General features: G+C 71.5%; 15 protein-coding genes. 6 read left to right on the forward strand and 9 right to left on the reverse strand.

Translation table 11 applies throughout. The features are described 5' to 3' along the window. Nucleotides 1-5: 5 nt before the first annotated feature. Complete coding sequence (locus ACFPLC_RS38745; protein WP_378206944.1) at nucleotides 6-998, forward strand: iron-containing redox enzyme family protein; 993 nt, start codon at nucleotides 6-8, stop codon at nucleotides 996-998. A 38-nt stretch (nucleotides 999-1,036) separates the two neighbouring features. Here ACFPLC_RS38745 and ACFPLC_RS38750 read toward each other — a convergent pair whose 3' ends face one another. Together ACFPLC_RS38750 and ACFPLC_RS38755 are read right to left on the reverse strand one after the other, a co-directional pair. Next, nucleotides 1,037-1,249, reverse strand: a complete 213-nt coding sequence (locus ACFPLC_RS38750) for a CDGSH iron-sulfur domain-containing protein (protein WP_191317233.1) — start codon at nucleotides 1,247-1,249, stop codon at nucleotides 1,037-1,039. Continuing rightward, nucleotides 1,236-1,955, reverse strand: a complete 720-nt coding sequence (locus ACFPLC_RS38755; RefSeq protein ID WP_378206947.1) for a methyltransferase — start codon at nucleotides 1,953-1,955, stop codon at nucleotides 1,236-1,238. Before ACFPLC_RS38755 ends, ACFPLC_RS38750 begins: the two co-directional genes overlap by 14 nt. Before the next feature lie 153 nt (nucleotides 1,956-2,108). Here ACFPLC_RS38755 and ACFPLC_RS38760 point away from each other — a divergent pair, with 153 nt between their 5' ends. Continuing rightward, the gene (locus ACFPLC_RS38760) at nucleotides 2,109-2,273 is read left to right on the forward strand and encodes a hypothetical protein (RefSeq protein ID WP_191317235.1); all 165 of its coding nucleotides are present in this window, start codon (nucleotides 2,109-2,111) and stop codon (nucleotides 2,271-2,273) included. Nucleotides 2,274-2,389: 116 nt separating this feature from the next. On the opposite strand, the gene ACFPLC_RS38765 is transcribed toward ACFPLC_RS38760, so the two are convergent. Then, nucleotides 2,390-3,664 (reverse strand): ATP-grasp domain-containing protein, encoded by a 1,275-nt coding sequence (locus ACFPLC_RS38765; RefSeq protein ID WP_378206950.1) that lies wholly within the window; start codon nucleotides 3,662-3,664, stop codon nucleotides 2,390-2,392. 84 nt (nucleotides 3,665-3,748) lie between these two features. Between ACFPLC_RS38765 and ACFPLC_RS38770 the strand changes: the two genes are divergently transcribed. Next, on the forward strand, nucleotides 3,749-5,251 hold the full coding sequence (locus tag ACFPLC_RS38770; protein WP_378206953.1) for an FAD-dependent oxidoreductase: 1,503 nt from the start codon (nucleotides 3,749-3,751) through the stop codon (nucleotides 5,249-5,251). A gap of 34 nt (nucleotides 5,252-5,285) precedes the next feature. Here ACFPLC_RS38770 and ACFPLC_RS38775 read toward each other — a convergent pair whose 3' ends face one another. Next, nucleotides 5,286-5,810, reverse strand: a complete 525-nt coding sequence (locus ACFPLC_RS38775; protein WP_378206956.1) for a DUF1360 domain-containing protein — start codon at nucleotides 5,808-5,810, stop codon at nucleotides 5,286-5,288. After that, nucleotides 5,807-6,601: an SDR family NAD(P)-dependent oxidoreductase gene (locus ACFPLC_RS38780; protein ID WP_378206959.1), complete on the reverse strand. Its 795-nt coding sequence runs from the start codon at nucleotides 6,599-6,601 to the stop codon at nucleotides 5,807-5,809. The genes ACFPLC_RS38775 and ACFPLC_RS38780 overlap by 4 nt, the downstream gene beginning before the upstream one ends. Nucleotides 6,602-6,693: 92 nt before the next feature. Here ACFPLC_RS38780 and ACFPLC_RS38785 point away from each other — a divergent pair, with 92 nt between their 5' ends. Next, complete coding sequence (locus ACFPLC_RS38785) at nucleotides 6,694-7,707, forward strand: DNA topoisomerase IB (protein WP_378206962.1); 1,014 nt, start codon at nucleotides 6,694-6,696, stop codon at nucleotides 7,705-7,707. A gap of 81 nt (nucleotides 7,708-7,788) precedes the next feature. Next, complete coding sequence (locus tag ACFPLC_RS38790; RefSeq protein ID WP_378206965.1) at nucleotides 7,789-8,118, forward strand: hypothetical protein; 330 nt, start codon at nucleotides 7,789-7,791, stop codon at nucleotides 8,116-8,118. A gap of 235 nt (nucleotides 8,119-8,353) precedes the next feature. Here the strand turns inward: ACFPLC_RS38790 and ACFPLC_RS38795 are convergent, their stop codons facing one another. Together ACFPLC_RS38795 and ACFPLC_RS38800 are read right to left on the reverse strand one after the other, a co-directional pair. After that, on the reverse strand, nucleotides 8,354-8,734 hold the full coding sequence (locus tag ACFPLC_RS38795) for a VOC family protein (protein WP_378206968.1): 381 nt from the start codon (nucleotides 8,732-8,734) through the stop codon (nucleotides 8,354-8,356). A gap of 4 nt (nucleotides 8,735-8,738) precedes the next feature. Further along, nucleotides 8,739-9,752 (reverse strand): YihY/virulence factor BrkB family protein, encoded by a 1,014-nt coding sequence (locus ACFPLC_RS38800; protein WP_378206970.1) that lies wholly within the window; start codon nucleotides 9,750-9,752, stop codon nucleotides 8,739-8,741. 53 nt (nucleotides 9,753-9,805) lie between these two features. Between ACFPLC_RS38800 and ACFPLC_RS38805 the strand changes: the two genes are divergently transcribed. Further along, nucleotides 9,806-10,273: an SRPBCC family protein gene (locus tag ACFPLC_RS38805; RefSeq protein ID WP_378206973.1), complete on the forward strand. Its 468-nt coding sequence runs from the start codon at nucleotides 9,806-9,808 to the stop codon at nucleotides 10,271-10,273. A gap of 90 nt (nucleotides 10,274-10,363) precedes the next feature. Here ACFPLC_RS38805 and ACFPLC_RS38810 read toward each other — a convergent pair whose 3' ends face one another. Then, nucleotides 10,364-11,260: an IS3 family transposase gene (locus ACFPLC_RS38810; protein WP_378208308.1), complete on the reverse strand. Its 897-nt coding sequence runs from the start codon at nucleotides 11,258-11,260 to the stop codon at nucleotides 10,364-10,366. Further along, nucleotides 11,257-11,571, reverse strand: a complete 315-nt coding sequence (locus ACFPLC_RS38815; protein ID WP_378236041.1) for a transposase — start codon at nucleotides 11,569-11,571, stop codon at nucleotides 11,257-11,259. Before ACFPLC_RS38815 ends, ACFPLC_RS38810 begins: the two co-directional genes overlap by 4 nt. Nucleotides 11,572-11,652: the final 81 nt, after the last annotated feature.

The following is an 11,652-nucleotide window of genomic DNA, read 5'->3' on the forward strand; positions in this document are numbered from 1 at the left end:
GGATCATGACGACTTCCACCACTGCGGCGCTCACCCTGCCCGCCGCGCGGGGTCCGCTGTCGGCGTCGGTGCTGGGCACGCTTCTCCGCGAGCAGCCGCGGGCGGATCTGGACTTCGACGGTCTCGCGGACGCCGACCCGCTCGGCGACGATCTCCAGCTGGCCCTGCACCTGTGCTACGAGCTCCACTACCAGGGCCTGCCGGGCGTGTCCCCCGACTGGGAATGGGATCCGGAACTGCTCCGCCTGCGCGGCGCGCTCGAGGCCCGGTTCCTCGCCGCGCTGCGCGAGAACGTGCCGGGCGGCGACGACGTTCAAGCGGCACTCGACGACCTGCTGGTCGAGCCGATCGACGTCGAAGGCGTCTCGCACTTCCTGCGCGACCAGGGCGACTGGACGCAGATGCGCGAGTACTTCACGCACCGCTCGATCTACCACCACAAGGAAGCCGATCCGCACGCGTGGGTGATCCCCCGGCTGCGCGGCCGCGCCAAGGCCGCGCTGGTGGCGGTGGAGTTCGACGAGTTCGGCGGCGGCCGTGCGGAGCTCGTGCACGCCCGCCTCTACGCCGACCTGCTGCGCGCGGCCGGCCTGCCCGACGGCTACCTCGCCCTCATCGACCAGGTCCCCGGCGCGATGCTGGCGGTGGTCAACATGATGTCGTTGTTCGGCCTGCACCGGTCGCTGCGGGGCGCGCTGTGCGGCCACTTCGCCGCGGCGGAGATCACCACGGCGCCCTCCGCGCAGCGGATGGACCAGGCCCTGCGGCGCCTGGACGCCCCGGAGGCGTGCCGGTTCTTCTACACCGAGCACATCGAAGCGGACGCCGTCCACGAGCAGGTCATGCGCCACGACGTGCTCGGCGACCTGCTGGAGCAGGAGCCCGAGCTGGCTGCCGACGTCGTGTTCGGCATCCAGGCGACCGAGTTCCTCGAGGGCCGCTTCGGGGAGCAGCTGCTGAGGCGCTGGAAAGCCGGGAAGTCGTCCCTGCGCTCGTGACGAAAATGGCCTCCCGGTCCGCCGGGAGGCCATTTCGGTCAGTCGTTCGCCTGCGTGCGGACGCGTTTGCGGTGGCTGGTGTCGCAGAACGGGAACCGCTTGCTGCGCCGGCACGCGCACACCGCGACCAGGAACCGGTCGGAGCGCACGAGCTCGCCCTCGGGCGTGCACAGCTCGACCGGTCCCTCCACCAGGACCGGGCCGCCCGGGACGACGGTCACCCGGCGGGGTTCCCGCTCAGCGGTCGGCACGGAGCACCACCAGCTCTTCCATCCGCTGACCCGGCTGGATCAGCCCGGCCGCCTCGAGGAACTCCGTCCGTCCGGAAAGGACCGGACCGAACGGGATCCGCGCGCGGCGTGCCACCGAAGTCCGCAATCCCCGCGCGGCCAGCAGTTCCCGCGACTTGTCCGGATCGGCCATGGTGGACTGGACGAGCAGCATGGTCCCGCCCGGACGCAGGAGCGTCGCCGCGGCGGCGCACAGCGGGTCCAGCAGCGCGCGGCCGTCCGGGCCGGCGTCCCAGCCCCGGGTGGACCGGATCGTCGGCGCCGGGGACGGCACGTACGGCGGGTTCGCGACGACGACGTCGAACGGCCCCTCGCGCAGGGCTCGGGCGAGGCCTCCCCGGCACGGGCGCACGGCGAGCTGCCGGACCAGCGCGTTGAGGCGCGCCGAAGCCAGCGCCCGGCGCGAAAGGTCCACCGCGACCACGGTTCCCGCGCCGCGGCGAGCGAGCGTGATCGCCTGCGCGCCGGTGCCGGTGCACAGGTCGAGGGCCCGCGCACCGGCCGGGATCGCCAGCTCCGCGATCGCCGAGGCGAGCAGGGCGGTGTCTTCCTGGGGACGGTAGACGCCGGGCAGCCGCAGCATCCGCGGGGCGGGCGGCACGGGCTGGTGGACGACGGACCGGGCGGCCAAGGGGCCCGGGCGGACGGGTTCCGCCGACGTGGTCATCTGGGTCTCCTTCACTCGCCGCGGTCCCGGCGCGATCGCCGGCGGACAACCGCGTCGCCTCGGCTTACCCGGCGATCATCACGGCAAACGCCGGTGGTTGAGCCGTGCGCGGCGGGGTATCCGGGGTGGAAAGGACCTTGAAGGAGGCATGAGATGACGTCCGAAGAGCGCACGCAGCACCCGACCGATCCCGCGGAAGGCCCCCGCGGCGACGACCCGCACGGCGACACGCCGGAGGCCCAGCGCGAAACCCTCCGCGGCGAGCAGGGCACGTCGGGCGGCGACGAGCACGACGACAGCGACCCGCAGTCGGGCTGAGCACCCCTCGTGAGTGGGAAACAGGGTTCTAACCCTGTTTCCCACTCACGAGGACGGAAGCGGGGGTCGCGTTCGGACTGTCCGAACGCGACCCCCCGCTTTTGCGCACCCGCGGGTCAGTCCTGCGCGAACTCGAACGGCAGCGCGTCCACGCACGCCTGGTACTTCTGCACCATCTCGTGTTCGGTGTGCCCGGCGACGAACAGGTGGGCCAGCTCGAAGCTGTAGCTGTCCTGCTCCGGCAGGTCCGACAGCCGCTGCCCCACCTCCGGCACGATCTCGATCTGGGTGCCGTCGATGCGGTTCTGCACCGTCGCGACCTCCTCGGGCGTCGGCACGCGCGTCACCACGCCGTCCTCGAACCGGCGCAGGTACCACTTGCCGGCGATCTGGTAGGTGCCCTTGTGCGGACGGCGGCCGGGGTCCTGGCCCAGGCCGAGCCGCACCATGATCTCGTGGTTGGCGACACCGTCGACGAACTCGAACAGCTCCGCGTGCGACTGCGAGTGCCGCGGGTTGATCTCGAGCAGCGCCACCTGCCCCGACTCCGGGTCGCAGAAGAACTCGATGCTGAAGGTCGCGTTGTCGAAGCCGATCTGCTTCATCACCCGCTCGGCGACGTCCCGCATCCGCTGGACGGGCTCCTCCGGCAGCTGCGACGGGTACTGATGGCGCAGGAACGAGGAGCTGTCCGGGTAGTTGATCGAGTCGAGGGCGCCGTAGACCGTCACTTCGCCCTGGTGGACATAGCCTTCGATGGCCGCCTGGACGCCGTGCAGCGCTTCTTCGGCCAGGCACGCCGCGCCACCCACGCGGGCGATCTCCGGCGGCAGGTCGACCTGGTCGAGCACGTAGCCGAACGGCTCCCCCACGCGACCGACCCCGGCCCGGATCTCGGCCACGGCTTCGGCGAATTGGGTGTCGTTCTCCGCCTTGAAGGCGAGTTCGGAGGAGAAGGACTTGACCGGCTTCAGCCACATCGGATAGCCGACGCCCTCCGGCGGGGCGGGTTTCCGGTCGTCGAGGTCGACGATGCCGAAGTTCGGCAGCTCGTCGATCACCTTTCTCTGCTCCAGCCGGCTCCAGTACTTGTGCTCGCACTTCAGCACCGCCTCCAGGGACACGCTGGGCAGGCCGTACCGGGCGCACAGGATGGGCACGAGCGACGCGGCCGGGAAGTCCCAGTAGCTGACGATCGCGCCGACCTCCCCGTCGAACGCGTCCAGTTCGTGCTGCGCCGTCTTCAGCAGCGCTTCGAAGTCGATGTCGCCGTGTTGCAGCTCTTCGGGGGTCAGGAGGCCGTGGAACCGGTAGCTCCCGGCCCCCGGCAGGCGATCCAGTACGCGCTGGTTCTCCTCGTCCAGGCCGATCACGAAGATGTCGGTACTCATGCTGAAGGGCTACCCGAGGTACCGAGCGGCCGAAACGGGGCCGGATGGCCCGTTTCGCGGCGCCCGCAGCGGGCATCCGCAGGTATGACAGCCCTGCCCGAACCACTTTCCCTGTGGGTCGAAACCGCCCCTGCCCCGGATCGCACCGGCGTCCCGGTGCCGGAGTCCGCCGACGTCGCGGTGCTCGGCGCGGGCATCGCCGGGCTCACCACCGCGCTGCTGCTCGCGCGGGCCGGCCGGTCGGTCGTCGTGCTGGAGGCCGAGCGGGTCGCGGCCGGGGTGTCCGGCCACACCACCGCCAAGGTCAGCGCCCAGCACGGCGCCAAGTACGCGGATCTGACCTCCCGCCACGGCGAGGCCGCCGCGAAGGCCTACGCCGGAACGCAGGCGGCGGCGTGCGAGTGGATCGCGACCACCGCGGCCGAGCTGGGCATCGACTGCGGGTTCACCCGCGCGGACAGCTACGTCTACACGACGCAGGAAAAGACCGTGGACTCCCTCAAGGAGGAAGCGGACGCGGCCGCCGCGGCCGGCCTGCCGGCGTCGTTCACCGAGGACGTCGCGCTGGACGTGCCCGCGCTCGGCGCCGTGCGAACCACCGGGCAGGCGCACTTCCACCCACGCCGGTGGCTGCTCGGCCTGGCCGCCGAGATCGAGCGGGCGGGCGGCACGATCGTCGAACACGCCCGGGCGACCGCGCTCAACGGGCAGACCGTCCGGACCTCGCGCGGTGACGTCGTGGCGGGTGAAGTCGTCGTCGCGACCCACTACCCGGTGCTCGATCGCGGCCTGTACTTCGCCCGGCTCGACCCGGTGCGCGACCTCGTCGTCGCGGGCCCGGCGGACGGCGGCACCGCACCGGAGGGCATGTTCCTCGACGCCGACACGCACCACTCCGTGCGCGGGTACACCGAGCAGGGCACGCCGATGGTGATCGCCGGCGGCGAGCACTACCGGGTGGGCGCGCACGTCAACGTCGAACGCCGGTACCGCCGGCTCGCGGACTGGGCGGACGAGCACGCCGGCCTGCACCGCGTCACCCACCGCTGGTCGGCCCACGACATGTCCACGCCCGACCTGATGCCCTACGTCGGCCGGTACCTGCCGGGGACGAAGAACCTGTGGGTGGCCACCGGGTTCGGCCAGTGGGGCATGACCGGCGGCACGGCCGCGGGCCACGTGCTGGCGGCGCGGATCCTCGGCGAGCCGCACCCGGCCGCGGACCTGTTCGACCCCAACCGCTTCGACGCGCGTTCCGTGCTCGAAGTGGCCCAGGACAACCTGACCGTCGCGAAGTACCTGGTCGGCGACCACGTCGCCGCGCTGTGGCGGTCCGAGAAGCTCGACGACCTGCAGCCCGGCGAGGCCGAGGTCGTCCGCGTCGGCGGGGAGCTGGTCGCGGCCCACCGTGACGAGGCCGGGAAGCTGCACACCGTCGGCGCGCACTGCACCCACCTGGGCTGCCTGGTTTCGTTCAACGACGCGGAGAAGACCTGGGACTGCCCCTGCCACGGCTCACGCTTCGGCGTCGACGGCGAAGTGGTGCAGGGCCCGGCGGTCCGCCCGCTGCGCCGCGGCCCGGAATGAGCCGGCGGGGGACGTCCCCCGCCGGCCCGCCCGGCTATCCGGAAGCCAGCTTCTTGCCCGCGTCGTAGAGCAGGTGCAGGGCGTCCGCCAAGCCCACGACGGTCAGCACCGTGGCTGCCAGCCGGGTCGCCCGCGGGGCGATCACCAGGCCGGCGGTCAGGCCGGTGCCGATCCAGACGTTCAGGCAGAACGGACACGACACGAGCTCGCCGACCGCGTGCTCGACGTGCCCCTTGCCCGGGACGGACTCGTTCAGCTCGGTCGCACCCGCGGACTCCTCGTAGCGGGTGAACGGGGCCCGCAGGGGGCTGGTGACGGCCGCCTTTCCCAGCATGCGGCTGGCCTTGAACGTCGCCGCACCCAGCAGCGCCGTGTCGCCGGCCCCGAACCGGTCCGGCAGCCGGGCCCCGAGCGCGCGGCCGAGCACGGTGAGCCCGCCCACCAGCGCACCGTAGGCGCCCATCGCGCCCCGATAGCCGGCCAGCGGCCGATCCTCGTCACCGGCGTAACTGCGCTGAACCTGCTTCGCCTTCTCGGTGACGTCTTCGATGACGCTCATTCGTCCGCCGATCCGGGCTGCATCATCTTGCCCTGCTGCTTCGCCTTCGCCTCGTCCGGCAGGAACCGGGAACCGGCCGCCTGGAGCTTGTTCTTCACCGCGCCGGGGACGATCTTGTCCTTCCCGGCCATCAGCGCTTCGTATCCGGCCTCGGCGATCTCGGCCGGGGTGTCCTTGTCGCCGGCGGCGATCTTGGTGTCCTCCATGCCGGCGCGTTCGAAGAACTCGGTGTCGACCGGGCCCGGCAGCATCGCGGTGACGGTGACACCCTTGTCCTTCACCTCGGCGCGCAGGCCCTCGGAGAACGACGTCAGGAACGCCTTCGAAGCGGCGTAGACAGCCTGGTAGGGCGCCGGCGACGTACCGGCGATCGACGAGGTGAACAGCACCCGGCCGTGACCGCGGCCGACCATCCCGGGCACGACCCGCTTGGTCAGGTGCACCGCCGAGCGGACGTTCAGGTCGACGACCGTCAGGTGGTCCTCCAGCCGGGTGTCCCCGGCGAACTCGCCGTTGACGCCGACCCCGGCGTTGACGGCCAGCGCTTCGACCGGGCGGTCCGCGAGCCGGCGCACGAGCTCTTCCACCCCGTCCGGGGCGGCGAGGTCGGTGCGGACCGCCTCGACCTGCGCGCCGCACGCGCGGACCTCGGCGGCGGCCGTGTCCAGCTCGGCGTCTTCGGCGGCCAGGACCAGGTCGAAGTCGTGCCGGGCGAACTGCTTGGCCAGCTCCAGCCCGATGCCGCTCGACGCGCCGGTGACGACGGCCAGTGGCTTGGTTGCGGTGGTCATCCGTGCTCCTTCCGGTGCTTCGGTCGTCGGCTACCCGCCGCCGCGGGCGGCAATCATGGTTTCCCGGTACGCGGGGCGGGTATTTCGCGGCGGTGGGACGCACCAGACTCCGGCGCAGTGACCTGCGCGGCCCGGGCATCAGGCGGATCCGCCGCGGCCGCGGGTTCTCCTATGCCATGCCCGACGGCTCGCCGGTGACCGACGAGGAGATCCTGACCCGGATCAAGGACCTCGTCATCCCGCCGGCCTGGAAGAAGGTGTGGATCTGCCCCTACCCGAACGGGCACGTCCAGGCGGTCGGGACCGACGACGCCGGGCGGCGCCAGTACCTCTACCACGAGCAGTGGCGGCGGGACCGCGACGAGGAGAAGCACGACCGCGTGCTGCAGATGGCCCGACGGCTGCCGCAGTGGCGCGAGTCGGTGGCGGCGGACCTGGCCGGTCGCGGCCTGACGCGCAAGCGGGTCCTCGCGGCGGCCCTGCGCATGCTCGACCGGGGCATCTTCCGCACCGGCGGCGAGGAGTACGCGGAGGAGAACGGCACCCACGGCGCCGCGACCCTGCTGCGTGAACACGTGGCCGTCCGCGGCGACGAATGCCGGTTCTGCTACATCGCCAAGGGCGGCCTGAACCGCGAGGTGGCCATCTGCGACGCGGAGCTGGCGGCGGTGATGAAGGCGCTGCTGCGGAGCCGGTCCGGCAGCGACCGCCTGCTGGTCTACCGCGAGGGCGGCACGTGGCACGAGGTGCACGCGGCCGACATCAACGAGCGGTTCAAGGAGCTCGCGGGCGAGGACTGCACGGCGAAGGACATGCGGACCTGGAACGCGACGGTCCTGGCGGCGGCCGCCTTCGCGGCCGCGGACCCCCCGACGTCGGAGACGGCCCGCAAGCGCGCGGAGGCGAAGGTGATGAAGGAGGTCTCCGCGGCGCTGGGGAACACGCCGGCAGTCTGCCGGTCGTCCTATGTGGACCCCCGGTTGGTGGAGGCGTACCGGGCGGAGCGCACGATCGCCCCGGCGCTGAAGCGCGCGGCGCGGCTGGACGGCGACGAGGCCAGGGCGGTGCTGGAGAGGGCGTGCGCGCGGCTGCTGAACGCGTCGTGACGGTGTGGAGTGGGAGGAACGGTGGGATCCATCCGAACGTGTACTGGCCCGGGGCGGCTCCGGTCGGGGAACCTGGAGGGGATGACAACCTCCGCAGTCCGCTGGCGCGCGTCGATCGCCCTCACCGTGGGCGGCGACGGCCCGGTGTCGAGCATCGTCGAATCCGACCACGGGAGCGAGGGGTCGGCGCGGGAGTGGGTCGAGCGGAAGCTGCCCCGGACACGATTCCCGGCGTGGATCCCGGCGGCCCGGCGGAGTGACGGGGTCGAGCTGTTCGGGCGGGTGGCCCGAGGGCGGGTCTTGACGGACCAGCTGCTCCCCACCTGGGAGCCGGAAGCGGCGCCGGTGTGGCACGCCGACCGGGCGGGCGACCAGGTCCAGTGGCGCCGGTGCGCCGCCGGGGAGAGCTGAGCTCGGTTCCGGAAGCCGGAACGTGCCCCGAAGCAACCTTCGGTGCCCCCGGTCCACCTTGTCCCCCGACGCCCCAAGCGCCCCAATGTGGCTTTCGGTGCGTTGAATCAGTACTGCGGCGCGAAGCGCCTCCGTTGAGGGCGGCGGTGGGGGCATGGGAGGCGCACCCAAGGCGGCCTTCGGTGCGTCACACGCAACCAAGGCCGCCTTGGGGCGCTTGGCGCCGCAGCCGGGCTCAGGCCGGGCCCACGTCCTTGCGCAGCAGGCAGAACTCGTTGCCCTCCGGGTCCTGCAGGACCACCCAGGACTCCTCCCCCGTCTGCCCCACGTCCGCCGGGCGGGCGCCCAAGGCCGTCAAGCGCGCCAGTTCCGTCTCCTGGTCCGTCCCCGCCGGGCTCACGTCGATGTGCAGGGGAAGCTTGCCGGCGCGCGGGTTGTCCGTCTGGGCCAGGATCAGCGTCACCGCCCCCTCCCCGAACCGGGCGCCCGCCGGCCCCAGCGCGAGGCCGTCCGGCTCGTGGCCGATCACCTCGTAATCGAGGACCGCGCACCAGAACTCCGCCAGGCGGTCGGGGTCGTGGCAGTCCAGCACCAGTTCGGTGATCCGGCAGGCCATCCGCTCACTTCCGTTCGGACTCCGCCACCGCCGCGGCTTCGTCGTCGTCCATCGCCTTCGTGTCCCGCGGCGGCAGGAACGGCTCCTCCTGGTCGTCCGCGCGGCCCGCCTCGATCGTGCGGCCGCGGGCCAGCTCCGCGTCCAGCTCGGCCCCCAGCAGGATCGCGAGGTTGGAGATCCACAACCATACAAGGAACGCGATCACCCCGGCGAGCGAGCCGTAGGTCTTGTTGTACGAACCGAAATTCGCGACGTACAGCGCGAACCCGGCCGACGCCAGCACCCACAGCACGACCGCCAGCAGCCCACCCGGCGTCAGCCACTTGAACCCCGGCAGCCGCACGTTCGGGCCCACCCAATACAGCAGCGCGAACGCCAGGCTGACGAGCAGCGCGATCACCGGCCACTTCGCGATCTCCCACACGAGCACGCCCGTCGAGCCGAGACCGATCAGGTCACCGAGCCGGCGGGCCACCGAACCCGTCGCCACCACGCCCAGCGCGCACGCCGCCAGCAGCACCACGATGCCGATCGTCAACGCGATCCGCAGCGGGATCGTCTTCCACACCGGCCGCCCCTCCGGCATGCCGTAGATCGCGTTCGACGCCCGCATGAACGCGCCGATGTACCCCGACGCCGACCACAGCGCGCCCAGTAGGCCGATGATCGCCAGCGGGCCGGCCAGGCTGCGCGAACCGGCCAGCTCCTTGATCGCGCCGACGAGGATGTCCTTGCCCTGGCCGGGGACGAGCTGGTTGACGTTGTCGATCACGGTCTGGATCTTGTCCGGGCCGAGCAGCCCGAGGATCGCGGTGAGCACGATGATGCCCGGGAACAGCGACAGCACGCCGTAGTAGGTGAGGGCCGCCGCCCAGTCGGTGAGGTTGTCCCGGTTGAACTGCTTGAACGTCCGTTTGAGGGCCGCACCCCACGACCGCTTCGACAGCTGTCCCGGTCCTTCGGGTTCTTTTTCGTGTCTGGCCACCGCAGCCACCTCCTGCTCAGTCCCGGCGGGCATACCCCGTCCGGGAGTGGGTATGCCTGTTTCGTCACCCGAACCAGGAGGAAGCCGTGCCCGAGGTCAGCCGCGTGATCGACGTACCACCCGACGCCGTGTTCGCCGTACTGGCCGACGGCTGGCTCTACGCCGGCTGGGTGGTCGGCAGCTCCCACATCCGCGACGTCGATGAAGACTGGCCCGCGGTCGGCTCCCGGATCCACCACAGCGTGGGCCCGTGGCCCCTGCACATCCAGGACGTGACGGTGGTCCGCGCGGTCGAGCCGGGCTTGTCGCTGTCACTGGAGGCCCACGGCTGGCCCCTGGGTGCGGCGGCGGTCGGCCTGACCCTGGTCCCCCACGGCGACGGGCAGACGCTGGTCCGGATGACCGAGCACATCGTCCGCGGGCCGGGGAAGGTGCTCCCGGAGGCGCTGCAGGCCCTCATCGCGAAGCCCCGCAACACCGAGTCCCTGGCCCGCCTCGACGACCTGGCCAGCGGCAAGTACGCCCGCGCCCAGCACGGCCACCCCAGCCCCTAGCCCACTCGGCGGCCGGCTCTCCGAGCGCCTTGAATGACTCATTCCTGACTGGGCTTGACCCGTTTGGGCGGACAGGGTTGATGAGTGGGGTCAGGCTAGCGCAGGTGTGGTAGCTGGCCGGGCTGTTGCTTCGTAGGCGGTGGGGCTGCGGTAGCCGAGGCTGGAGTGTCGGCGGCGGGTGTTGTACCAGCCTTCGATGTAGCTGAAGATGGCCTGGTGGGCCTGGGTTTTGGTGGGCCAGGGGCGGCGGTTGAGCAGTTCGGTTTTGATGGTGGCGAAGAACGACTCGGCAACTGCGTTGTCCCAGCATTGGCCTGTGCGTCCGACCGAGAGCCGGACTCCGCCCTGGGCGGCGGTGCGGGCGAACTGGGCTGAGGTGTACTGGCAGCCGCGGTCGGAGTGGAAGATCACTGCGGGGTCGGGGCGGCGCTGGGCGAGTGCGGTGCGCAGGGCTTGGTCGATGAGGTCGGTGCGCAGGTGATCGGCGGTGGCCCAGCCGACCACCTTGCGGGAGGCGATGTCGATCACGGTGGCCAGATACAGCCAGCCCTCCCCGGTGGGGATGTAGGTGATGTCCCCGCACCACCGCGTGTTGATGTTCTCGGGGTGGCAGGTGAAATCGCGGGTGATCAGGTCCGGGCGGCCCGGCGCGGCCGGGTCGGCGACGGTGGTGGTCCGCCATCGCTTCGGTGCCCGCCCGGCCAAGCCGGCCTGGCGCATCAGCCGGGCGATGCGTTTGCGGGAATGCCGATGGCCCTGGGCGTGTAGTTCGGCGTGGATGCGGGGTGCGCCGTAGGTGCCGCGGGACTCCTCGTGCACCCGGATGATGTTCTCGGTCAGCACGGTGTCGGCGCGGTCACGTGCCGACGGGCTGGGGTTGCGGTGGGCGTAGTAGGCGGCACGGGAGACCTCGAGCAGGGCGCAGGCACGCTTGACGGTGCCTGCGCCGCTGGCGTTCTCCGCCTCGATGAACGGGTAGACGTTCACCGGGTCTCCTTCGCGAAGAAAGCCGTCGCTCGCCGCAGGATCTCCACGTCCTCCTGCAATCGTTTGTTCTCCCGCCGCAGCGCGGCGAGCTCGGCCTTCTCGTCGCTGGTCAGCCCGTCGGTGCGGGTGCCGGCGTCACGCTCGGCCTGGATGATCCATTTCCGGACCACCGAGTCGGTCAGCTCGAAGTCCCGGACCACCTCCGGCACCGTCCGCTCGCCGCGTTGCACCAGCCCGACGATCTGGGCTTTGAACTCGGTGGTGAACACCCGCCGAGGCCGCTGCTGGGCACGAGGCTTCTTCTTCGCCATGCGATCCATGATGAGCGACATCCCTTCCAGGAGCTCCCGCCCCTGATCAGAGGTGTCCGCCAAACCGGGTCAAGCCCATGA

It is taken from the genome of Amycolatopsis plumensis (assembly GCF_042652605.1).
Classification (GTDB): Bacteria; Actinomycetota; Actinomycetes; order Mycobacteriales; family Pseudonocardiaceae; genus Amycolatopsis; species Amycolatopsis plumensis.